Origin of the sequence: Streptomyces sp. NPDC005799, from assembly GCF_040630525.1 — a bacterium.
In the GTDB taxonomy this organism is placed as follows: domain Bacteria; phylum Actinomycetota; class Actinomycetes; order Streptomycetales; family Streptomycetaceae; genus Streptomyces; species Streptomyces griseorubiginosus_B.
In genome coordinates, this window is sequence record NZ_JBEXXQ010000028.1 from 59,441 (window position 1) to 80,599 (window position 21,159).

Annotated in this window: 21 protein-coding genes; 7 read left to right on the plus strand and 14 right to left on the minus strand. The window is 71.1% G+C overall.

What is annotated here, in order from left to right:
* Positions 1–45 precede the first annotated feature (45 nt).
* The 5 genes from ABZ453_RS26485 to ABZ453_RS26505 form a co-directional block, all read right to left on the minus strand.
* Entirely contained in the window at positions 46–2,286 is a 2,241-nt protein-coding gene (locus tag ABZ453_RS26485; RefSeq protein ID WP_359018350.1) for a bifunctional diguanylate cyclase/phosphodiesterase, read from the minus strand.
* 272 nt (positions 2,287–2,558) lie between these two features.
* The gene (gene ligA / locus ABZ453_RS26490; protein WP_359018352.1) at positions 2,559–4,751 is read right to left on the minus strand and encodes an NAD-dependent DNA ligase LigA; all 2,193 of its coding nucleotides are present in this window, start codon (positions 4,749–4,751) and stop codon (positions 2,559–2,561) included.
* Between the two features lie 15 nt (positions 4,752–4,766).
* Positions 4,767–5,723 (minus strand): methionine synthase, encoded by a 957-nt coding sequence (locus tag ABZ453_RS26495; protein WP_359018465.1) that lies wholly within the window; start codon positions 5,721–5,723, stop codon positions 4,767–4,769.
* 38 nt (positions 5,724–5,761) lie between these two features.
* A complete protein-coding gene (locus tag ABZ453_RS26500; RefSeq protein ID WP_359018354.1) occupies positions 5,762–6,460 on the minus strand; it encodes an SDR family oxidoreductase in 699 nt (232 codons plus the stop codon).
* An 18-nt stretch (positions 6,461–6,478) separates the two neighbouring features.
* Positions 6,479–7,042: a TIGR00730 family Rossman fold protein gene (locus ABZ453_RS26505; protein ID WP_359018356.1), complete on the minus strand. Its 564-nt coding sequence runs from the start codon at positions 7,040–7,042 to the stop codon at positions 6,479–6,481.
* A gap of 51 nt (positions 7,043–7,093) precedes the next feature.
* Between ABZ453_RS26505 and ABZ453_RS26510 the strand changes: the two genes are divergently transcribed.
* Both ABZ453_RS26510 and ABZ453_RS26515 read left to right on the plus strand, forming a co-directional pair.
* Positions 7,094–7,417, plus strand: a complete 324-nt coding sequence (locus ABZ453_RS26510; protein WP_359018358.1) for a DUF427 domain-containing protein — start codon at positions 7,094–7,096, stop codon at positions 7,415–7,417.
* A 37-nt stretch (positions 7,418–7,454) separates the two neighbouring features.
* Complete coding sequence (locus ABZ453_RS26515) at positions 7,455–8,240, plus strand: alpha/beta hydrolase (RefSeq protein ID WP_359018360.1); 786 nt, start codon at positions 7,455–7,457, stop codon at positions 8,238–8,240.
* On the opposite strand, the gene mnmA is transcribed toward ABZ453_RS26515, so the two are convergent.
* Positions 8,237–9,361 carry a tRNA 2-thiouridine(34) synthase MnmA gene (gene mnmA / locus ABZ453_RS26520; RefSeq protein WP_359018362.1) on the minus strand — a complete coding sequence of 375 codons (1,125 nt, stop codon included), beginning with the start codon at positions 9,359–9,361 and terminating at the stop codon, positions 8,237–8,239. The genes ABZ453_RS26515 and mnmA overlap by 4 nt on opposite strands.
* An 83-nt stretch (positions 9,362–9,444) precedes the next feature.
* On the opposite strand from mnmA, the gene ABZ453_RS26525 reads away from it, so the two are divergent.
* Positions 9,445–10,113: an N-acetylmuramoyl-L-alanine amidase gene (locus ABZ453_RS26525; RefSeq protein ID WP_359018364.1), complete on the plus strand. Its 669-nt coding sequence runs from the start codon at positions 9,445–9,447 to the stop codon at positions 10,111–10,113.
* A 203-nt stretch (positions 10,114–10,316) separates the two neighbouring features.
* Positions 10,317–11,870, plus strand: a complete 1,554-nt coding sequence (locus ABZ453_RS26530) for a multicopper oxidase domain-containing protein (protein WP_359018366.1) — start codon at positions 10,317–10,319, stop codon at positions 11,868–11,870.
* Positions 11,871–11,889: 19 nt separating this feature from the next.
* On the opposite strand, the gene ABZ453_RS26535 is transcribed toward ABZ453_RS26530, so the two are convergent.
* The 3 genes from ABZ453_RS26535 to ABZ453_RS26545 form a co-directional block, all read right to left on the minus strand.
* A complete protein-coding gene (locus ABZ453_RS26535; protein ID WP_359018368.1) occupies positions 11,890–13,053 on the minus strand; it encodes a cysteine desulfurase family protein in 1,164 nt (387 codons plus the stop codon).
* Positions 13,054–13,273: 220 nt separating this feature from the next.
* Positions 13,274–13,552 (minus strand): DUF4190 domain-containing protein, encoded by a 279-nt coding sequence (locus tag ABZ453_RS26540; RefSeq protein WP_356769633.1) that lies wholly within the window; start codon positions 13,550–13,552, stop codon positions 13,274–13,276.
* 36 nt (positions 13,553–13,588) lie between these two features.
* Positions 13,589–13,759 (minus strand): hypothetical protein, encoded by a 171-nt coding sequence (locus ABZ453_RS26545; protein ID WP_165954994.1) that lies wholly within the window; start codon positions 13,757–13,759, stop codon positions 13,589–13,591.
* Positions 13,760–13,904: 145 nt separating this feature from the next.
* Between ABZ453_RS26545 and ABZ453_RS26550 the strand changes: the two genes are divergently transcribed.
* Entirely contained in the window at positions 13,905–14,531 is a 627-nt protein-coding gene (locus ABZ453_RS26550; RefSeq protein ID WP_359018371.1) for a TetR family transcriptional regulator, read from the plus strand.
* A 78-nt stretch (positions 14,532–14,609) separates the two neighbouring features.
* On the opposite strand, the gene ABZ453_RS26555 is transcribed toward ABZ453_RS26550, so the two are convergent.
* Both ABZ453_RS26555 and ABZ453_RS26560 read right to left on the minus strand, forming a co-directional pair.
* On the minus strand, positions 14,610–14,999 hold the full coding sequence (locus ABZ453_RS26555) for a hypothetical protein (protein ID WP_359018373.1): 390 nt from the start codon (positions 14,997–14,999) through the stop codon (positions 14,610–14,612).
* Between the two features lie 140 nt (positions 15,000–15,139).
* Complete coding sequence (locus ABZ453_RS26560; protein WP_359018375.1) at positions 15,140–16,117, minus strand: YafY family protein; 978 nt, start codon at positions 16,115–16,117, stop codon at positions 15,140–15,142.
* Positions 16,118–16,233: 116 nt separating this feature from the next.
* Here ABZ453_RS26560 and ABZ453_RS26565 point away from each other — a divergent pair, with 116 nt between their 5' ends.
* Complete coding sequence (locus tag ABZ453_RS26565) at positions 16,234–16,821, plus strand: TIGR03086 family metal-binding protein (RefSeq protein ID WP_359018377.1); 588 nt, start codon at positions 16,234–16,236, stop codon at positions 16,819–16,821.
* Between the two features lie 5 nt (positions 16,822–16,826).
* Here the strand turns inward: ABZ453_RS26565 and ABZ453_RS26570 are convergent, their stop codons facing one another.
* Positions 16,827–17,687, minus strand: a complete 861-nt coding sequence (locus tag ABZ453_RS26570; RefSeq protein WP_359018379.1) for a thioesterase family protein — start codon at positions 17,685–17,687, stop codon at positions 16,827–16,829.
* A 155-nt stretch (positions 17,688–17,842) separates the two neighbouring features.
* Between ABZ453_RS26570 and ABZ453_RS26575 the strand changes: the two genes are divergently transcribed.
* A complete protein-coding gene (locus tag ABZ453_RS26575) occupies positions 17,843–19,066 on the plus strand; it encodes an alpha/beta hydrolase-fold protein (protein ID WP_359018381.1) in 1,224 nt (407 codons plus the stop codon).
* Here the strand turns inward: ABZ453_RS26575 and ABZ453_RS26580 are convergent.
* Complete coding sequence (locus ABZ453_RS26580) at positions 18,975–19,631, minus strand: trimeric intracellular cation channel family protein (protein ID WP_356769618.1); 657 nt, start codon at positions 19,629–19,631, stop codon at positions 18,975–18,977. The two genes, ABZ453_RS26575 and ABZ453_RS26580, sit on opposite strands and share 92 nt — an antisense overlap.
* A gap of 22 nt (positions 19,632–19,653) precedes the next feature.
* The gene (locus ABZ453_RS26585) at positions 19,654–21,045 is read right to left on the minus strand and encodes a M1 family metallopeptidase (protein WP_359018383.1); all 1,392 of its coding nucleotides are present in this window, start codon (positions 21,043–21,045) and stop codon (positions 19,654–19,656) included.
* Between the last annotated feature and the right edge of the window lie 114 nt (positions 21,046–21,159).

A 21,159-nucleotide genomic window follows, 5' to 3' on the forward strand; every position in this document is an offset into this window, starting at 1 on the left:
GGAAGCTCCGAACCGTCTCGGACTACGGCCGGGCGGCCGGGAGGACTACTCGGCGGCCGGAAGAGCGGCCCGCGGCCGCTGCCAGCCCCGGGAGCCCCGGGCCCGCAGCCACGCCGTCGTCTCCTCCGGCGGCATCGCGGCCGCGACCAGCCAGCCCTGTACGGCGTCACAGCCGAGGTCGCGCAGCCGTTCCCAGGTCTCGTCGTCCTCGACGCCCTCGGCGACGACCAGCAGGCCCAGCGAATGGGCGAGGTCGACGGTGCAGCGGACGATCTCGGCGTCCTCGGGGTCGACGGCCAGCCGGGCCACGAAGGAGCGGTCGATCTTCAATTCGCTGACCGGCAGCCGCCGCAGATGCACCAGCGACGAATAGCCGGTGCCGAAGTCGTCCAGCGACATCTTCACGCCGTGCCCGGTGAGTGCGGCGAGGGTGTCGGCGGCGCGCTGCGGGTCCTCCAGGAGGACGTGCTCCGTTATCTCCAGTTGGAGCGCTCCCGCGGGAACTCCGTGCCGGGCCAGACGTGCGGCCACCGAGCCGGCGAACCCGGGTGTGTGGACGTCCCGCGGGGACACGTTGACGGCGACCGGCACGTGCAGGCCCTGCGCCCGCCATGCCGCCACCTGTCCGAGCGCCGTCTCCAGCACGTACTCGGTGAGGTGGGGCATCAGCCCCGACGACTCGGCGATCGCTATGAACTCGTCCGGCGGCACCTTCCCGCGCTCGGGATGCACCCAGCGCACCAGCGCCTCGAGCCCGGCCACCTGCCCGTCGAAGCGGACCTTGGGCTGGTAGTGCAGCTGCACCTCGTGCGCGTCCAGCGCCCGGCGCAGATCACCGAGCAGCCCGAGCCGGTCCGGTGTGTTGGAGTCCCGTTTCGACTCGTAGACCTCGACGCCCGTCCGGTCCCGCTTCGCCTGGTACATCGCCACATCAGCCCGGCGCAGCAGCCCCTCGGCGTCCAGCGCGTGGTCGGGGAAGACGGCGACGCCCGCACTGGCCTCCAGGACGAGGGTGAGCCCGTCGAGGTCGAGCGGGGAGCTGAGCGCGGACACCAGCCCGCGCGCCACCCGGGTCGCGGACGTGGTCGAGTCGGCGACCGGCAGTAAAACGGCGAACTCGTCGCCGCCCAGCCGCGCGGCCTCCGCCCCGCGCGGCAGGGCGACCCGCAGCCGGTCGGCTATCTGCAGCAGCAGCCGGTCCCCGGCGAGATGCCCGAGTGTGTCGTTGACGGACCGGAAGCGGTCCAGGTCGATGAGCATCAGCGCGGACCGGGCGCCGATCCGCTCGGCGTCGTCCAGCGCGGTCCAGATGCGCTCCAGCAGCCACTGCCGGTTGGGCAGTCCGGTCAGCGGGTCGCGCAGCTGTTCCTCGGCCCGGGCCCGGGCTATCCACAGGGTGGAGTCGAGGGCGATCAGCGGGATGGCGAACAGCGGCAGCAGCACCGGCCGGGCGACGGCCACCACGCACACCAGCGGGGCGATGCCGAGCAGCGCGACCGCGACCAGGCCCTGTCTGACCAGGGCGGTACGGGCGACGGTGGGCAGTCCGCGGTTCCGCGGGGCGTGCAGGTACCAGAGCAGGGTCCGGGTGACCAGGAGATAGGCGGTGGCGACCAGCACCACCTCGGGGACGGTGCAGACCGTCCAGGTCGCGGGGTTCCACGGCTTCTCGACGGACGGGGCCCGGCCGAAGGCGCCGAGCACCAGGGCGCCCGCGCCGATGCCGAGGATGTCCACCGCGCCGTGCAGCACGCCCTGCCGCCAGCGGTTGCGCCGGGCTATGCCGACCAGCACGACGACGGTGAGGCTGACCATGCCGGCCGGCACCCAGCCGTACAGCAACAGGACGGCGAGGGTGAGGGCGGCGCCGGAACCCGTCCCGCCCCACCAGCGGGAGCGGCCGAGCATCACCAGGTGGCCGACGATGATGCCGGTCAGCACGGCCAGGGACCAGCCGACGGTGCCGGACGGGAAGAGGGCGTGGGTGCCGGTGAACGCCCAGGAGAACCCGGCGCCGAGCACGAGGGCGGCCGCCGCGACGACGCCCACGGGCAGCATGGGCCACGACGGGTGCCGTTCCTGGTCGGCGTCCGGGAGAGCGGGCTGATGCCCGGTGGTGAGCTGGGGCACACCACGCACCTGTGTGGCGGTGTACTGTCCGGTGACGCGCCCTTCCGCGCCCGGATGGCCCGGGGGCCGCCCGGCCCATCGGCTCGGCCGCCAGGCGCCGGTGCCCCGGCGCTTGCGCAGCCGTGAGTCCGGGGCGGCGCTCTCGGTCGGTTCCATTCCCGTCCCTCTCACAGCCGGCGGTGCCCACGCCAGGCGGCCCGATGTCCGACATCCATCCACGGCGCCGCGTTGGAAAACCCTTCCCCTCCGCCCCCGAAGAGCCCTTCAGGAACAACGGGGATGCCCCAACCGCAGCTGGGCACGGCAGGCGCACATCTCAACAGTAGGCCGCAGAAGGCTTCCGCGGGCAGCGGTCGTGGACGGTTGCCCGAATGCGCCCCGGCCACCCGTATGCATCTGGTATGCGCCGATCGGGTGGCCTTCAACCGCTACTCCCCTGTGGGAAGCGCGACTTCGGCGGCGGCGTCCGGTCCCTGCTCCAGAAGGACGTCGAATCCCTCCTCGTTCAGGACGGGCACCTTGAGCTGCATCGCCTTGTCGTACTTGGAACCAGGATTGTCACCCACGACGACGAAGGACGTCTTCTTGGAGACGGAACCGGTCACCTTGGCTCCCCGGCTCTGCAGCGCCTCCTTCGCCCCGTCGCGGGTGAAGTGCTCGAGGGTGCCGGTGACCACCACGGTCATGCCCTCGAGCGGGCGCGGACCCTCGTCCTCGCCGCTGCTCTCCTCCTCCATACGGACGCCCGCGGCCCGCCATTTGCGCAGGATCTCCTGGTGCCACTCCTCGGCGAACCACTCCTTGAGGGAGGCGGCGATGATCCCGCCGACGCCGTCGGTGTTCGCCAGCTCCTCCTCGGTGGCCTGCTCGATGCGCTCGATCGAGCGGAACTCGCGGGCCAGCGCCTCGGCGGCGACCGGGCCGACGTGACGGATCGACAGGCCGGTCAGCACCCGGGCCAGCGGGCGCTCCTTGGCGGCGGCGATGTTCTCCAGCATGGAGACCGCGTTCTTCTTCGGCTCGCCCTGCTGGTTGGCGAAGACCGTGACGACCTTCTCCTCGCCCGTCTTCGGGTCCCGCTTGGGCAGGCCGCTGTCCTGGTCCAGGACGTACGCCTTGATGGGCAGCAACTGCTCGATGGTGAGGTCGAACAGGTCGCCCTCGTCCTTCAGCGGCGGCTCCTGGGGCTCCAGCGGCTTGGTGAGGGCAGCGGCGGCGACGTACCCGAAGTGCTCGATGTCCAGTGCCTTGCGGCCCGCGAGGTAGAACAGGCGCTCGCGCAACTGGGCCGGGCAGGTGCGGGCGTTGGGGCAGCGCAGGTCGACGTCGCCCTCCTTCATGGGCCTCAGGGCCGTGCCGCACTCGGGGCACTCGGACGGCATCACGAACTCCCGCTCGCTGCCGTCGCGCAGGTCGACGACCGGGCCGAGGATCTCCGGGATGACGTCACCGGCCTTGCGCAGCACCACGGTGTCACCGATGAGGACGCCCTTGGCCTTGACGACGTCCTGGTTGTGCAGGGTCGCGAACTCGACCTCGGAACCGGCCACCGTCACCGGCTCGACCTGCGCGTACGGCGTGACCCGGCCGGTACGGCCCACACCGACGCGGATGTTGATGAGCTTGGTGTTGACCTCCTCCGGCACGTACTTGTACGCGATCGCCCAGCGCGGCGCGCGGGAGGTCGAACCGAGCCGGCCCTGCAGCGGGATCTCGTCGAGCTTGACGACGACGCCGTCGATCTCGTGCTCCACGGAGTGGCGGTTCTCGCCGTAGTAGGAGATGAACTCCCGTACGCCGTCGAGGTCGTCGACCACCCGGTTGTGCGGGGAGGTGGGCAGGCCCCAGGTCTTGAGGAGGTCGTACGCCTGGGAGAGCCGGGTGAGGCCCTGGAAGCCCTCCAGGACGCCGATGCCGTGGACGACCATGTGCAGGGGGCGGGTGGCGGTGACCCGCGGGTCCTTCTGGCGCAGCGAACCGGCCGCCGCGTTGCGCGGGTTGGCGAAGGGCTTGTCACCGGCCTCGACCAGGCGGGCGTTGAGCTCCTCGAACTTCTCCATCGGGAAGTAGACCTCGCCGCGGATCTCCACGACGTCGGGGACCTTGTCGCCCTTCAGCCGGTCCGGGATCTCCGTGATGGTGCGGACGTTGGGCGTGATGTCCTCGCCGGTCCGGCCGTCGCCGCGGGTCGCCGCGCGCACCAGGCGGCCGCGCTCGTAGGTGAGGTTGACCGCGAGGCCGTCGACCTTGAGCTCGCACAGGAAGTGGTAGTCCTGCTCGCCCAGCTCCCGGTGGATGCGGTCGGCCCAGGCGGCGAGTTCGTCGTCGTTGAAGGTGTTGTCCAGCGACAGCATCCGTGAGCGGTGCTCGACCGCCGTGAACTCCGTCTCGTACGAGCCGGCGACCTTCTGCGTCGGCGAGTCCGGTGTCCGCAGCTCGGGGTGCTCCTCCTCCAGCGCCTCCAGAGTCTTCAGGAGCTTGTCGAACTCCGCGTCGCTGACGACCGGAGCGTCCTTCACGTAGTACCGGAAGCGGTGCTCCTCGATCTGCTCAGCGAGCTTCGCGTGCTTCTCCCGCGCCTCGGCGGGCACCGTCGTCTCCGCTTGCTTGTCGCCGGCCACCGTGTTGTCCTCCCGTTACTCTGGGTTGTCCGCGAGGGATCTCGCCGCCGGGACGCAGTGGGCGAGAGCGCGGCGCGCGTAGTCCGGGGAGGCCCCCGCGAGTCCGCACGACGGCGTGATGGTGACCGCCTCCGCGAGAAGCCCCGGTTGCAGCCCCAGCCTGCGCCACAGCGTCCTGACACCCATGACGCTACCTGCCGGGTCTGACAATGCCGCGTCCGTGCCCGGCACGACACCGGCGAAGAGCCGGGTACCCCCTTCCACCGCCTCACCGATCGTGTCGTCGTCACGTTCGGTGAGGAGGGCGAAGTCGAACGAGACCGCCGCCACGCCCGCCCGGCGCAGCAGGGCGAACGGGACGTCCGGTGCGCAGGAGTGGACCACGGTGGGGCCGTCGCTGTGAACCCCGAGGACGTCGCGGAGTGCGGACTCGACGATCTGCCGGTCCACGGCCCGGTGGGTGCGGTAGCCGCTGGCGGTCCTGACCTGGCCGCGCAGGACGGCGGTGAGGGACGGTTCGTCGAGTTGCAGGACGACCTGCGCGCCGGGCACCCGGCGCCTGACCTCCGCCAGGTGCAGCCGCAGTCCCTCGGCGAGGGAGCCGACGAGGTCGCGGCAGGCGCCCGCGTCGGAGAGGGCGGACTCCCCGTTGCGCAGCTCCAGGGCGGCGGCGAGCGTCCAGGGCCCGACGGCCTGCACCTTCAGCGGCCCCTCGTAGCCCTGGGTGAACTCCTCCAGCGCGTCGAGGTCCTCGCCGAGCCAGGACCGGGCGCGCTTGGTGTCCCGGCCCGGCCGGTCGCCCATGCGCCAGCCACTGGGCTCCACGCGCGCGTAGAGCTCGACCAGCATCCCGGCGGTGCGGCCGATCATGTCGGCGCCGGGTCCGCGCGCGGGCAGCTCGGCCAGGAAGGGGAAGTCCTCGAAGGTGCCGGTCACGGTCTTGGCCGCCTCCCGGGCGTCGCCGCCGGGCATCGAACCGACGCCGGTGGCGGCACCGAACTGGAACCCGGTCACCGTCCCGGCCTCACCGTCAGGTCGTTGACCTCGGCGTCCCGGGGCAGGTCGAGAGCCATCAGGATCGTCGTGGCGACCGACTCCGGGTCGATCCACTGCGAGGCGTCGTACTCCTTGCCCTCCTGCTGGTGGACCTTGGCCTGCATGGGGCCGGCCGTGCGGCCGGGGTAGACGGAGGTCACGCGGACGCCGTTGGCGTGTTCCTCGCCCCGCAAGGAGTCGGCGAGGGCCTTCAGACCGTGCTTGGAGGCGGCGTAAGCGGACCAGTCGGGGCTCGCGTTGAGCCCCGCGCCCGAGTTCACGAAGAGCACGTGACCGCGCGCGGCCCGCAGCTGCGGCAGGAAGTGACGGGTCAGCTCGGCGGGGGCGATCAGGTTGACGTTGAGCTGGTGGCGCCAGGACTTGGGGGTGAGTTCGCCGACCGGGCCGAGGTCGACCACACCGGCGATGTGCAGCAGACGGTCCACGCGGTCCGGGAGAGACTGGTGGGAGAAGGCCCAGGACAGCTTGTCCGGGTCGGCCAGGTCGCCCACCAGCGTCTTCGCCCCGGGGAACGCTGCCGCCAGCTCCTTCGCGCGGCCCGCGTCGCGCGCGTGCAGGACGAGGTCGTCCCCGCGCGCGTGGAGGCGGCGGGCGACGGCCGCGCCGATGCCGGAACCCGCTCCGGTGATCACATGTGTAGCCATGCCCGCCATGCTCGCACCCGCCGGCTCCTACTCGACGCCCTGCCCCGTGCCGGTCGCCGCCGATGTCCCGGCCTCCAGGTAGGCCAGCGCACCGAGCGGTTCCTCGGCGAAGAACACCAGCTCGGCCAGCGGACGCGGCAGGAAGCCCTCGTCCTCCATGCGCCGGAACTGTTCCTTGAGGCCGTCGTAGAAGCCCGCGGTGTTGAGCAGCACGACCGGCTTTTGGGTGTGGCCGTGCTTCTTCAGCTCCAGGATCTCCGTCGCCTCGTCGAGCGTGCCGGTGCCGCCCACCATGATCACCACGGCGTCGGCCTTCTCCAGCAGGAGCTTCTTGCGCTCGGCGAGGTCCTTGGCGATCACCATCTCCTCGACGCCCGGCCGCACCCTGGCCGACAGGAAGTCCACGGAGACCCCGCACAGCCGTCCGCCCGCCTCCTGCACACCGTCGGCGACCACCTTCATCAGGCCGACGTCCGAACCGCCCCACACCAGGGTGTGCCCGCCCTCCCCCAGTAGTTTCGCGAACTCGCGCGCGGGACGCGTGTAGCGGTCGTCGAGGTCGGCGGCGGAGAGGAAGACGCAGATTCGCATGGGATCACCGTACGCGGGAAGAACCGGCGCCCCGCGAGCGCTCTTCCTTCCATGACCGAAGGACACAAGATCACCATTGAGCAGGGCGAGAAGCACGTGCGCGTGGTGCACGGCGACCAGGTACTGGCGGAGAGCGACCAGGCCCTCGTGCTGCGCGAGACGGGCTGTCCGGTCCGGTACTACATCCCACCGGAGGACGTACGGCTCGACCTGCTGCAGCCCTCCGACACGCACACCTACTGCCCGTTCAAGGGCACGGCGTCCTACTGGTCGCTGCCGGACGCGGCGGACCTCGTCTGGGCGTACCCGGAGCCCAAGCCGGACGTGGCGCTGATCAAGGATCACCTCTGCTTCTACGAAGTCGAGGTGTCGTGAGCGATTAGTTCCGCGCCTTGGGGCAGTCTGCTGAGGCATGGACAAGAAGACCATTTCGCGCGACGGGACCCCCATCGCGTACCAACGCACCGGTGACGGCCCCGCGGTGATCCTGGTGAGCGGGGCGATGTCGACGGGGGCCACGGTGGCGCCGTTCGCCGTGCCCCTCGCGGACCGTTTCACCGTCGTCTCCTACGACCGCAGGGGCCGGGGCGCGAGCGGTGACACCAAGCCGTACGAGGTCGCCCGCGAGGTCGAGGACCTGGCCGCGCTGATCGAGGCGGTGGGCGGCGAGGCGTCGCTGTACGGCCACTCCTCGGGCGGCGCGCTGGTCCTGGAGGCGGCGGCGAGCGGGCTGCCGCTGCGTCAGGTCGCCGTGTACGAGGTGCCGTACGCCGTCTACGAGGGCGGCGCGAAGGAGCGGGCCGAGTACACCGACCGCCTCACCGAGGCGCTGGAGCACGGCCGGCGCGGGGACGCGGTCGAGCTGTTCCTGCGGCTGACGGGACTGGCCGAGGAGATGATCCAGGGTGCCCGCCAGTCCCCGATGTGGCCCGGGATGGAGGGGCTCGCGCCGAGCCTGGCGTACGACAACGCCGTGATGGGCGACGGGCTGGTGCCGCAGGACCGGCTGGCCTCGATCACCGTGCCCGTGCTGTCCCTCGGGGGCGGCGCGAGTCCCGCCTGGATGCGCGAGGCCGCCCGGGCGGTGGCCGAGGCGGCGCCCCGCGGGACGTACCGGACGCTGGAAGGCCAGACGCACATGGTGGATCCGTACGCCCTCGCGCCGACGCTGGCGGAGTTCTTCTCGCCGGCCCGTTAGGCGACGGCCGTGGACGCGCGCGTGGTCGTCGCGATCGTCGCCGAGCCCACCACGCGCGTGCCGTCGTACAGCACGATCGCCTGGCCGGGGGCGACACCGCGGACCGGCTCGGTGAAGGTCACCTCCAGGGTGCCCTCGACGAGTTCGGCGCGGACCTCGGTCTCGCCGCCGTGGGCGCGCAGCTGGGCGGTGTAGGTGCCGGGGCCGGAGGGTGCCGTGCCGCACCAGCGGGGCTTGATCGCGCTGAGGCCGCTGACGTCCAGGGAGGCGGCCGGGCCGACCGTCACGGTGTTGTTCACCGGGGAGATGTCGAGGACGTAGCGCGGCTTGCCGTCCGGTGCCGGGGTGCCGATGCGCAGGCCCTTGCGCTGGCCGATGGTGAAGCCGTACGCGCCCTCGTGCGTGCCCACCTTGGTGCCGGACTCGTCGACGATGTCGCCCTCCGCCCTGCCCAGTCGGGAGGCGAGGAAGCCCTGGGTGTCGCCGTCGGCGATGAAGCAGATGTCGTGCGAGTCGGGCTTCTTGGCCACCGCGAGACCCCGGCGCTCGGCCTCGGCGCGGATCTCGTCCTTGGTCGTGACGGTGTCGCCGAGCGGGAAGAGAGCGTGTGCGAGCTGCTTCTCGTCCAGCACGCCGAGGACGTACGACTGGTCCTTGGCCATGTCGGAGGCGCGGTGCAGCTCGCGGGAGCCGTCGGGGTTTTCGATCACCTTGGCGTAGTGGCCGGTGCAGACGGCGTCGAAGCCGAGGGCGAGCGCCTTGTCGAGCAGGGCGGCGAACTTGATCTTCTCGTTGCAGCGCAGGCACGGGTTCGGGGTGCGGCCGGCCTCGTACTCGGCGACGAAGTCCTCGACGACGTCCTCGCGGAAGCGGTCGGCGAGGTCCCAGACGTAGAACGGGATGCCGATGACGTCGGCGGCGCGGCGGGCGTCGCGCGAGTCCTCGATGGTGCAGCATCCGCGCGCGCCCGTGCGGAAGGACTGCGGGTTCGCGGAGAGCGCGAGATGGACTCCGGTCACGTCATGGCCGGCCTCGGCGGCACGGGCGGCGGCGACGGCGGAGTCCACCCCGCCGGACATGGCGGCGAGGACACGGAGGGGGCGCTGCGGGGTGTCAGTCATAACCCTTCAAGAGTACGGGCCGTCGGGAACCGGGGCCCACGAGTATCCGTTGACGATCACAGGGGGACGGAAAGGGCGATCAGATGGGGGACGGGACGAGGGACGTCGACGCCGACCGGCGGCCGGGGCGTCGTGCGCTGATCGTCGGCGGGGCGGTGGCCGCCGTGGGCACGGCAGCGCTGGCCCGCGAGGAGCTGTCCCGTCTGTGGTGGCGGCTGCCGGGGGTGGAGCGGCCGCGGGTCGCGGGGGCGGTGGACTTCCGGGGCGCGCGGTGGATCGCGGCCTCCCCGGCGAACTACCGGCGGGCGGACCGGCCGGACGACTACGTGATCGACCGTGTGGTCGTCCATGTCACCCAGGGCGGTTACGCGAGCGCGGTCAAGGCCTTCGAGGATCCCGGCCACCAGGCCGCGGCCCACTACATCGTCCGCGAGGACGGCCAGGTCACACAGATGATCCGCGAACTGGACGTGGCCTTCCACGCGGGCAACCGGGAGTACAACGAACGCAGCGTCGGCATCGAGCACGAGGGCTTCGTGGAGCGGAGGTCGTCGTTCACGGACGCGATGTACGCCTCCTCGGCGCGACTGACCGCGGGGATATGCGGGCGGTACGGCATACCCGTGGACCGGGAGCATGTCATCGGGCATGTGGAGGTGCCGGGGACGGACCACACGGACCCGGGGCCGTACTGGGACTGGGAGCGATACATGGGGCTTGTCCGACGGGCCGGACAGGCCCGACCTCGGTGACGCAATCGTGACCCTGTGCGTAGCCCCGTTTTTCGTGTGTCCGGTGCGTCCCCCGCGGCGGAGGTGACCTGCGGCGCGCCAACTTCACTCCTCCGTAGTGGAGTTGAGCGAGCACCCCCTTCACGGCGGCCGCACAGCGCACCCGGTCGGCTCCTAATCCCGGCCCAGCCCTCACACAGAACTCACGTCGACCATCCCTGTCCATGGCTGACATCACCGAGCCCGATGGGCGCACCAGCGACACGGGCAGCAGCAACAAGTCCAGGCACACCAAGACCGCCCGCACCTCCGGTGGCAAGGGAGTGCACCGGCGCAGGTTCCTCGGCGGCATGGCCGGGGTCGCACTCGGGGCGGTCGCGGGCGCCGGTGGCGCCTTCTCACTGCTGACCGAGGCGGGCAAGAACAAGGCGAGCGCCGCCACCAACACCGCCACCCTGACCGTCCCGGACCTCCTGGAGGGCACCACCTCCGGCAGCACCACCACCTTCACGCTGGAGGCGAAGACCGGCACCGCCGAGGTGGTGTCCGGGGTCACCAGCAGCACGATGGGCTACAACCAGTCCTTCCTCGGCCCCACCATGAAGTGGACCAGCGGCGACACGGTCCTGCTCAACATCACCAACAGCCTGGGCGAGGACACCACGGTCCACTTCCACGGCGCCCACGTCCCGGCCAAGATGGACGGCGGCCCGCAGGTCGCCTTCTCGGACGGCACCACCTGGTCCCCCACCTTCACCGTCAAGGACGAGGCCAAGACGCTCTGGTACCACCCGCACGCCCTGGGCACCACGGCGAAGCAGGCGGTGCACGGTCTGGCCGGCATGATCATCGTGGAGGACGACTCCACCGCCTCCTCCGACCTGCCCAGCACCTACGGCACCGACGACATCCCGCTGATCTTCCAGAGCCTGGCCGCGAGCAGCAGCGGCGACATCAAGTACAACCTGACCGGCTACTTGAGCAGCGGGCTGAGCTTCCCGCTGCTGCTGAACGGCACGAACGTCGACGACACCACGCTCACCTTCACGGCGACCAAGACCCGCACCCGGTTCCGCTGTCTGAACGCCTCGCCGTCGGACATCATCACCATCCAGCGCAGCGACGGCGGCACGCTCAACCAGATCGCCACCGACCAGGGCTATCTCACCGCGGCCACCGAGGTGACCAGCATCCGGCTGGTGGCGGGCGCCCGCGCGGAGTTCGTGCTGGACCTGTCGGACGCGGTCACACTCCAGGCCGTCGTCACCACCGGCTGGGTGCGCGGCGGCAGCGGCACGTACGACGTGCTCGCGATCACCGCGTCGGGCACGGACACCCCGGACGACCTGCCGAGTTCACTCAACACCATCACCCGGTACGACACCAGCGACTTCACCGCCCGGACCATCACGCTCGGCCAGAGCGGCGCGACGATGCTGATCAACGGGTCCGCCGGTACCAGCATGTCCTCCATGGCGATGATCAGCACCACGCTGGGCGCCAAGGAGATCTGGACGATCAAGAACAGCACCCAGCTGGAGCACTCGTTCCATCTGCATGACGTGCCCTACCAGTTGATCTCCATCAACGGCGAGGACCCGACCGGCGTGGACCTCGGCTGGTTCGACACCTACGAGGTGGTCGGCGGCGGATCCATCGAGATCGCGATGGAGTTCACGGACTTCACCGACGACACCTACATGTACATGCTCCACTGCCATCTGCTGCAGCACGAGGACGAGGGCATGATGGCGTCCCTGATGGTGACGGAGAGTTAGGGGAGGACCCTCCGGCGAACTAGGTGAGCCCGGCGGCTCGCGCGCGCTCGACCGCCGGGCCGATCGCCTTGGCGACCGCCTCGACATCGGCCTCCGTGGAGGTGTGTCCGAGGGAGAAGCGGAGGGTGCCGCGGGCCAGGTCCGGGTCGGTGCCGGTGGCGAGCAGGACATGGCTCGGCTGGGCGACGCCGGCGGTGCAGGCGGAGCCGGTGGAGCACTCGATGCCCTGGGCGTCCAGGAGCAGCAGCAGGGAGTCGCCCTCACAGCCGGGGAAGGTGAAGTGGGCGTTGGCGGGGAGCCGGTCGACCGGGTCCCCGCCGAGGATCGCGTCCGGGACGGCCGTACGGACCGCCTCGACCAGGCTGTCGCGCAGGGCGCCGATCTCGGCGGCGAACCACTCGCGCTGCTCGGCGGCGAGACGGCCGGCGACCGCGAAGGAGGCGACCGCGGGGACGTCCAGGGTGCCGGAGCGGACGTGCCGCTCCTGGCCGCCGCCGTGCAGGACCGGTACGGGGGTGTACTCGCGGCCGAGGACCAGGGCGCCGATGCCGTAGGGGCCGCCGATCTTGTGTCCGGACACGGTCATCGCGGCAAGGCCGGAGGCGCCGAAGTCGACGGGGACCTGACCGAAGGCCTGGACGGCGTCGGCGTGCAGCGGGACGCCGAACTCCTGGGCGACGTCGGCGAGTTCACGGACCGGGAAGAGGGTGCCGATCTCGTTGTTGGCCCACATCACGGTGGCCAGGGCGACGTCGTCGGGGTTCTTGGCGAGGGCCTCGCGCAGGGCCTCGGGGTGGACGCGTCCGTAGCTGTCGACCGGGAGGTACTCGACGGTGGCGCCCTCGTGTTCGCCGAGCCAGTGGACGGCGTCGAGGACGGCGTGGTGCTCGACGGGGCTGGCGAGGACCCGGGTGCGGCGGGGGTCGGCGTCGCGGCGGGACCAGTACAGGCCCTTCACCGCGAGGTTGTCGGCCTCGGTGCCGCCGGAGGTGAGAACGACCTCGCTGGGGCGGGCGCCGAGCGCGTCCGCGAGCGTCTCGCGGGCTTCCTCCACGGTGCGCCTCGCGCGGCGGCCGGACGCGTGCAGGGAGGAGGCGTTGCCGGTCACGCTCAGGTGCGCGCTGAGTGCCTCGACTGCCTCCGGGAGCATCGGGGTGGTCGCGGCGTGGTCGAGGTATGCCATGGTGCGCACGATTCTACGGGGCCGCGGCGTAGCCGCTGCGCTGGGCTTGAGCCGCGTGCAGCTTGCCCGAACTGCCGCTGGGGTCGGTCGGGCGGCACCCGGCGCTGCAGGCCGTGCCCACCCTCCCCCACTCTCGGCTCCTCCCGAGCGGGGGGACCCCCATCGCCCTGCGGAACGACTGCCCACGGCGGCACGGCGGTAGGCGATGCCCCGTTCGCCTTCAGAAGCTCCAGGAGATCGTGCTGTCCGCCTGCATGAAGGCGACCAGGACGATGAGGTCCGCGACGCCCAGGCCCAGGCCCAGGAAGGCGCGGCCCCGGCGGGTGGTGCCCCGCCAGAGGGCGGCCGTGGCCAGGATGATCGCGATCGGGCCGAGGAAGACGTTCAGGACGAGCAGGCCGACGAGGCCCAGGATGAAGGAGGCCACGGCCATGCCGTCGGCGTCGCGGCGGGTCGGGGCGGCGTCGGGGCGGTCGGTGGCGCGGGCGGTGAGTTGCATGACGGGTCAGCTCCCGGCAGTCGTGGCGGTGGTGGGTCAGTGGCTGGTGGTGGTGTGGCGGCGACGGCCGTGCCGCTCGCGGAGCGCGAAGATGCCGAGCCATGCGGCGATGACGGCGGCGGCGACGAGGGTGAAGGCGAACGGCGCGTGGGCCACGGTGCCCAGTACGGCGCCGAACAGCAGCAGGGCGGCGACGAGGAACAGCATGGGATGGAACCCCCTCCGAGACGCCTCGGGGGACGTCTCTCGTTACGTTTCGGTGAACAGTTGTAGTTACAGTTGTTCACTGACTCTAGAGTCTAGCGCGTCTCACGGCTTTCCAAATCCAGAGAACAGTTGTTAACTGGATGACATGAGTCACACCCTCGGCATCCGGCAGGCACAGAAGCAGAAGACCCGGCAGGCGCTCCTCGACGCGGCCCTCGGCCTGCTGGAGGAACAGAGCCTGAGCAGCCTGGGCCTGCGCGAGGTCACCCGCGCGGTCGGCGTCGCCCCGACCGCCTTCTACCGGCACTTCCGCTCCATCGCGGATCTCGGCGTGGCCCTGGTCGAGGAGGCGCTGGGCAGCCTGCACCCGATGATCAGGACGACGGTGGCCACCACCGACGACAGTGACCAACGGATCAAACGCGCCATCGAGTTGATCGCCGGTCATGTGAGCGAGTACCCCGCCCATGTCCGTTTCATCGCCCGTGAGCGACATGGCGGAGTTCAGTCGGTGCGCGAGGCGATACGGGACCAACTCGTCCGGTTCGCCGAGGAGGTGCGGGCCGAACTGGCCAAGGACCCGGAGTCCGCGGGCTGGAGCGACGACGACCTGCTGATGCTGGCCCATCTCTACGTGGACCAGATGCTGATCACCGCCTCCCTGTTCCTGGAGGCGATGGAGGGCACCGAGGAGGACCGCGAGCACGTCGAGCAGGTCGCCACCCGGCAGATGCGGCTCATCAGCATCGGGCGCCATCACTGGCTGGATTGAGCCGCTGCGGACCGGACAACGCACCGGGGCGGCACACCCGTTCACCGGGGTGCCGCCCCTGTCGTACGGCGTGACGGGTCAGCTCTTGGTCGTCGCCGCCGTCGGCTGCCCGCTCGGGGCGCCGCTCGGCGCGGCACCGCCGCCGGGACCGCCCTGGCCTCCCCCGCAACCGCCCGCCCCAGCGCCACCCGGGCCACCCTGACCGCCGCCGGGCGCGCCGCTCGGCATCCCGGCGGGAGTGCCGGTCGGCCGGGCCGTCGCGTTGCCCGTCGGCGCGCCCGAGGGGGCACCGCTCGGCCGGCCCGAGGCGTTGCCCGTGTGCATGCCGGAGGGCGCCGAGCATGCCTGCCGCTGCCCGGAGTTGCCGTTGCCCGAGGACGAGGAGGAGTCGCTAGAGCCGCAGGCCGCCAGGACCAGAGGCGAGAGCGCCAGCAGGGCCACCGCGGGGACGAGACGCACACGCTTCATGAGAAACAGCTCCAAGGAGGATGAGGGTGCCTTGAGACCGGCACTCAACCAACGGCGCATGGGGCTTCCTTGGGGGCGGTCTGTCCCCGGCCTGTGACTCAGGTCAAGGGGGTCTCAAGACACCGCGCCGGCCTGCGACTTCACCGACCGGCCCGGACCGCTCGCTGGTACAGCTCCGTGACAGAGGCGGCCGCCGCCGCGACCTCCGCGCGTACCTCCGGCGGCTCGAGCACCTCCACGTGGTCGGCGAACTGGAGCAGTTGACGCGCCTCGGGCACGACCCCGTACGTCAGCCGTACGGTCACCCACTCCCCCGCGCCGTCGGTGTCCGGGAGTTCGGCGAGGTGGGAGGCGTTCAGGCGCAGGAACATGTCCAGCCGGCTGCGCCGGACGCGCACCGTGACGTCGAGCCCGCCCGGCCGTTCCTCCACCTGTCGGCGCAACACCTGCCAGACATCGGCGAGTTCGATGCCCGGACGGCGCTTCACGGGGTCCTCCAGGACCGCGGCCGAGCGCACCCGGTCGGCGCGGAAGAGCCGCGGCTTCGCACGGCGATCGGCGACGAGGTACCAGACGCCCGCCTTCGAGACGAGCCCGTAGGGGTCGACGGTGTACGTGCGCGGCTCCCGCTCCCCGCTGTGCCGGTAGCGCAGCCGCAACCGCCGGTCGGCGAAGACGGCGTCCTGGAGGACGTCGAGGTCGACGGGTCCCTGCGGGCCGCCCTTCCAGCGGGTGGCGTCGACCAGGATGCGGCGGGAGGTCACCTCGGCGGCCGGGCGGTGCGGCGCCGGGAGCGCGGCCATGACCTTGCGCAGCGCCGAGCCGAGGGCCGCGTCCAGCCCCAGCGCGGCGTGCGCGCCCTGGGCGGCCAGGATGAACAGCGCCCGCGACTCGTCGGCGGTCAGTCCCGTGACGTCCGTGCGGAACCCGGCCAGCAGCTCGATCCCGCCGTGCCGCCCGCGCTCGGCGTAGACCGGCACCCCGGAGGCCGACAGCGCCTCCACGTCCCGGTAGATGGTGCGCACCGACACCTCCAGCCGCTCGGCCAGTTCGTGCGCGGGGACGCGGCCGCGGGTCTGCAGGAGCAACAGGATCGACAGCAGGCGGTCGGACTTCACACCACCAGAATCGCGCCGTGGGCGATCGCCCGCAAATGCTGACGGAAACTGTCAGGTTATGGGCGGAGTCTTCGAGCACCGGAAAGCACCGCAAGGACAGCCGAGAGAGGCCGGCCATGAACGCCATCGACCCCCGCCCCGTCTACGCCCGCGCCACCGAGCAGGCGGCCGCGCTCATCGCGACCGTGCGGGCGGACCAGCTCGACTCCCCCACCCCGTGCGCCGAGTTCGACGTCCGCACCCTGCTCGGCCACATCGTCGGCGGCACCCTGCGGATCGCGGTCGTCGGCGAGGGCGGCGACGGTCTGGCCGTCCACCCCTTCGCGGACGGCGTCGGCGACGACGAGTGGCCGGCCGCCTACGACGAGGTGCGCGTCCGGGTCCTCAAGGCCTGGGAGAGCGACGCCCGTCTGGAGGCGCCGGTCCGCGTGCCGTGGGGAGAGGTCCCGGGGCGCGCCGCCCTCTCCGGCTACGTCATGGAGCTGGTCACGCACACCTGGGATCTGTCGGAGTCCCTCGGCCGGCCGCATCAACTCGACCCGGGGCCGGCCGAGTTCGCCCTCGCAGTCGCCCGTCGCGTCCTCCCCGACCCGGAGCGGGACGCCGACACGCCCTTCGCCTCGGTGGTGCCGGCGCCCGAAGGGGCGGACACCTACGGGCGGTTGGCGGCCTGGCTCGGCCGTGAACCGCTCGTCCGAGCCTGAGCCGCCTATCCCAGCCTGACGCGCGCGAGTTGGCGGGACTGGGCGACCAGGCGGTCGGCGCTGTCCCAGACCTCGGCGTCCTCCTCCAGGAAGCCGCCGGCGAGGTTGCGGGTGGTGATGGCGACGCGGAGCGGGCCGGGCGCGGGGCGACAGCGCACGTGGACGGTGAGCTCGACCGTGGGGACCCAGCCCTTCAGGCCGATCTCGAAGGCGGTGGGCGGCAGCGCGTCCACCGCGAGCAGGAGGGAGAGCGGGTCGGCGTCACGGCCGTCCGCCAGGCCGAACCAGGCGCGCATCTCGCCCTTGCCGGAGGGCGCGCCGACAGCCCAGCCGAGGGTGGCCGGATCCAGCTTGATCATCAGACGGTCCGCGATGGCGGAGCTGCCGGTGATCGGGGCGGGGCCGTCACTGGGGCCGAAGCACTCCTCGATCGGCGGGATCGCGGGCGGCCGGGCCGTCGTACGGACGTCGTCGGGGAGGGCGCCGAGGTCGCCGTAGGAGGCCAGGACGCGGATGCGTTCGACCTCGTTGCCCTCCCCGTCGTACTGGAGGAGGGAGGCCTGGCCGGTGGAGAGGGTGCGGCCGGTGCGGACCACGTCCGTGCGGACCACGGCCGGGCCCGGCTGGGAGGCGGTCAGGTAGTGGGCCGAGATCGTGAACGGGTCGGAGTGCGGCAGGGCGTCCGCGAGGGCGCGGCCCAGAACGGCCAGCAGATAGCCGCCGTTGACGGCGTTGATGATGGTCCAGCCGGCCGAGAGGTCGATGGCGTAGACCCCGTCGGCGCGCCGGGTGAGCGCGGTGTCGCGGTCGAACTCGCTGTCGCCGACGGTGGCCCGGGTGGCCTGTGCGGAAGCTGCTTCTGGCATGCCTGAACGGTACAAGGAGAAATTACTAAGCGGTAGCTTGCAGCGTTACGGCTGGATGACGCGCACCCCGCCTCCCGGGTGAGGTTCCGGCAATTTCTTGGTAAGTGTCCGATCCTGTCCGAAACCCGGAACCCCTCGTCCCCCTCTATGGGGACATGAGCCTCACCGGGACTCCGTTCCTCTACACGCTGATCGTGCTGTTCGCGGTCGCCCTGATACTGCCTCTTGTCCTGTGGTCGCGGATGCGCGGGCCAAAAGCCCTGCGCGCCGCGGCCCGGATGCTGATGCTGCTGTTCGCGCAGGGGACGGCGGTCGCGCTGGTCTTCGTCCTCGTCAACAACGCCAACAGCCTGTACGACAACTGGGCCGACCTGCTCGGCACCGGCAACCATGTGCAGCAGGCCGCCAACCTCGGCGCCGACGGCACCGGCGGCATAGCGCTGAAACGGTTGCCCAAGGTGAAGCAGGACTTCACCGCCGCCAGCGGACCCGGTATGCGGGGCGTGCGCGAGACCCAGCTCAAGGGCCGCATCTCCGGCGTGAACGCCGAGGTCTACGTATGGACGCCGCCGCAGTACAACGAGGCGAAGTACAAGAACCACAAGTTCCCGGTGGTGGAGCTGCTGCCCGGCTACCCCGGATCGGCGAAGGCCTGGTTCGGCTCGCTGCACGTGATCCGCGAGCTGGAGCCGCTGATGCGCAGCGGCCAGGTCGCCCCGTTCATCCTGGTGGCGGCGCGCACCAACCTGCTGGCGAGCATCGACACCGGCTGCGCGAACATCCCGGGCACGGTCAACGCGGACAGCTGGCTCAGCATCGACGTACCGAAGATGGTCATGGACAACTTCCGCGCCGAGCCCGCGCCCCGGGGCTGGGCGACCGCCGGGTACTCGGCGGGCGGGCACTGCGCGGTGAAGCTGGCCGTGGCGCACCCCGACCGCTACATGGGGGCGATCAGCTTCTCCGGCTACAACGACCCGATCGGCGAGCGCAACTCGCTCGCCTCGCAGAACCCCACGGTCCGGGCCGAGAACAACCCCTACCTACTGCTGAAGAAGCAGCTCACCCCGCCCCGGATCGCGCTGTACATGTCCGGCCAGCCGCACGACGGCTACGAGGCCGCCGTCGGCCTCGAACAGATCGCGAAGGCACCGACGACCGTGCACGTCGTCTTCATCCCGAAGAGCGCCGGCGGCCACAACATGGCGCTGTGGCGGCCGCAGGTCGTCCCGGCGTTCCGCTGGCTCTCGCTGGAGATGGGCCAGCACAGGGCGCACCTCAGGGGCACTACTCCTCGCGAACCGTCGACCGGCGGTTCCACGCACGTGGCGCTCGCCAGTGGAACCGCATCGCGAGCAGGCGTAGGACGAAAGCCGTGAGCGCGGCCAGTCCGCTGGTGAGAGGACCGAGGACGTCGTAGCGGATGCAGAGCACGACCATGGTGGCGCCGACGATCGCCGGGACCGCGTACAGGTCGCGGTCCCAGCGCAGCAGCGACGGCACCTCGTTGGCGAGTACGTCCCTGAGCACGCCGCCGCCGACGGCGGTGGCCAGGCCCAGGCAGGCGGACGCGGTGAGGCCCAGCCCGTACTCGTACGCCTTGGTCGTGCCGGCCACGCAGAACAGGCCGAGGCCGGCCGCGTCGAAGACGTTCACCCCGACCTGGATGCGCTCCACCTGCGGGTGCAGGAAGAACACCAGCAGGGCGGCGAGCAGCGGGGTGACGAAGTAGCCGAGGTCGGTGAAGGCGGCGGGCGGCACCGCGCCGATGACCAGGTCCCTGAACAGCCCTCCACCCAGCGCGGTGACCTCGGCGAGCACGGCGATGCCGAACACGTCGAAGTTCTTGCGGACGGCCAGCAGCGCGCCGGAGATGGCGAACACGAAGATGCCGACGAGGTCGAGCGTGTGCTGGACGGAGGGGCTGAACAGTTGCTGGAGCACCCCACATTCTTACCCGGGGTGTTTACAGAGCCGGTTTGCCCGTGGTGAAGAGCCACTTCTGGAACAGGTCGCCCAGCTTCTGCCCGGAGACCTTCTCGGCGAGCGCGATGAACTGGGCGGTGTTCGCGTTGCCGTACCGGTGGAGCTTGGTCCAGGTCGGCAGCAGCCGGAAGAACGCCGTGTCGCCGATGCGCTCGCGCAGCGCCTGGAGGGTCATCGCGCCGCGCTGGTAGACCGCCGAGGCGAACATGGTGTCGCGCTGCGGGTCGGCGACGACCGTCTGCCAGAAGGCGCTGTCCGCCGGGCGGGAGTTGTAGGCGGCCAGGAACGAGTCGTGGGCGCTGCGGGTGCCCTGGTGCTCGGCCCACAGCCACTGGGCGTACGTGGCGAAGCCCTCGTTGAGCCAGATGTCCTTCCAGCGCTCCACCGACACCGAGTCGCCGAACCACTGGTGGGCCAGCTCGTGCACGATCGTGGTCTCGTTGCGCACGGCCGAGTAGGCCGGCTTGCTCTGCACCTCCAGCGAGAACCCGGCCTGGGGCATGTCGTCGACGATCGCGCCGGTCTCCTCGAAGGGGTAGGGCCCGAAGACCTGCGACCAGTAGTCGGTGGCGGCGGCCGTCACGGCGTACACGTCGACGCTGTTGCTGTTCGCGAGCACCGGGTCGATGGCGACGTAGACCGGGATGCCGGAGGGGGTCCGGCCGGTCTTCACGTCGAACTTCCCGATCGTGGCGGTCGCGAGGTAGGTCGCCATCGGCCTGCTCTCGCGCCAGTGGGCGTACGTCGAGCCGTCCTTGTCGTACGTCGAGACCAGCCGGCCGTTGGAGACGCCGGTCAGGCCCTTGGGAGCCTTGATGCGGATGTCGTAGGTGGCCTTGTCGGAGGGGTGGTCGCTGGACGGGAACCAGGTGGAGGCGGCGTTGGGCTCGCAGGCGACGAAGACGCCGTCGGCGGTCTTCATCCAGCCGTAGTCGGAGCCGAACACGATGGGCCCGCTGAGGGGTTCGGGTACGCCGCCGTAGGTGACGGTGACCTTGAAGGTGTGCCCCTTGGGGAGAACTCCCTTGGGCGTGACGCGCAGTTCGTCGCCGTCGCGGGTGAACGCGGCGGGTCTGCCGTTCACTTCGACCCGGGTGACCTCCAGTTTCTGCAGGTCGAGATCGAAGGACGAGAGGGTCTGGGTCGCGCGGGCGGTGAGGGTCGTACGGCCGTCGAGGCGGTCGGTGTCCGGGTTGTACGCCACGTCGAGGTCGTAGTGCCGGGCGTCGAAGCCGCCGTTGCCGAGGTTCGGGAAATAGGTGTCGCCGATGCCGGGAGCGCCCGGGGTGGGGGCGGGAGAGGCGGCGATGACAAGGAAAGAGGCCGCCGCTGTCGCGAGGGCCCCTAAACGTGCCGAACGGGAGAAGGCCATGGGTCGTCCCTTCGGTGCGTGGTCCGATTCAGCCGGATACGCCGACCCTGCCTCCCCCCATTCGGTCATGTACACGACTTTGCCAACTCGTCATGCGCTACTCGCCGGTTGACT

Bases quoted from the DNA above. Each gene is read 5' to 3' on its own strand.
- ABZ453_RS26540 (WP_356769633.1), bottom strand. From the start codon at position 13,552: ATGCAACTCACCGCCCGCGCCACCGACCGCCCCGACGCCGCCCCGACC.
- ABZ453_RS26530 (WP_359018366.1), top strand. From the start codon at position 10,317: ATGGCTGACATCACCGAGCCCGATGGGCGCACCAGCGACACGGGCAGC.
- ABZ453_RS26535 (WP_359018368.1), bottom strand. From the start codon at position 13,053: ATGGCATACCTCGACCACGCCGCGACCACCCCGATGCTCCCGGAGGCA.
- ABZ453_RS26570 (WP_359018379.1), bottom strand. From the start codon at position 17,687: ATGCCAGAAGCAGCTTCCGCACAGGCCACCCGGGCCACCGTCGGCGAC.
- ABZ453_RS26500 (WP_359018354.1), bottom strand. From the start codon at position 6,460: ATGGCGGGCATGGCTACACATGTGATCACCGGAGCGGGTTCCGGCATC.
- ABZ453_RS26565 (WP_359018377.1), top strand. From the start codon at position 16,234: ATGAACGCCATCGACCCCCGCCCCGTCTACGCCCGCGCCACCGAGCAG.
- ABZ453_RS26495 (WP_359018465.1), bottom strand. From the start codon at position 5,723: ATGCCCGGCGGCGACGCCCGGGAGGCGGCCAAGACCGTGACCGGCACC.
- ABZ453_RS26575 (WP_359018381.1), top strand. From the start codon at position 17,843: ATGAGCCTCACCGGGACTCCGTTCCTCTACACGCTGATCGTGCTGTTC.
- ABZ453_RS26555 (WP_359018373.1), bottom strand. From the start codon at position 14,999: ATGAAGCGTGTGCGTCTCGTCCCCGCGGTGGCCCTGCTGGCGCTCTCG.
- mnmA (WP_359018362.1), bottom strand. From the start codon at position 9,361: ATGACTGACACCCCGCAGCGCCCCCTCCGTGTCCTCGCCGCCATGTCC.
- ABZ453_RS26545 (WP_165954994.1), bottom strand. From the start codon at position 13,759: ATGCTGTTCCTCGTCGCCGCCCTGCTGCTGTTCGGCGCCGTACTGGGC.
- ABZ453_RS26505 (WP_359018356.1), bottom strand. From the start codon at position 7,042: ATGCGAATCTGCGTCTTCCTCTCCGCCGCCGACCTCGACGACCGCTAC.
- ABZ453_RS26515 (WP_359018360.1), top strand. From the start codon at position 7,455: ATGGACAAGAAGACCATTTCGCGCGACGGGACCCCCATCGCGTACCAA.
- ABZ453_RS26510 (WP_359018358.1), top strand. From the start codon at position 7,094: ATGACCGAAGGACACAAGATCACCATTGAGCAGGGCGAGAAGCACGTG.
- ABZ453_RS26525 (WP_359018364.1), top strand. From the start codon at position 9,445: ATGGGGGACGGGACGAGGGACGTCGACGCCGACCGGCGGCCGGGGCGT.
- ABZ453_RS26585 (WP_359018383.1), bottom strand. From the start codon at position 21,045: ATGGCCTTCTCCCGTTCGGCACGTTTAGGGGCCCTCGCGACAGCGGCG.
- ABZ453_RS26485 (WP_359018350.1), bottom strand. From the start codon at position 2,286: ATGGAACCGACCGAGAGCGCCGCCCCGGACTCACGGCTGCGCAAGCGC.
- ABZ453_RS26550 (WP_359018371.1), top strand. From the start codon at position 13,905: ATGAGTCACACCCTCGGCATCCGGCAGGCACAGAAGCAGAAGACCCGG.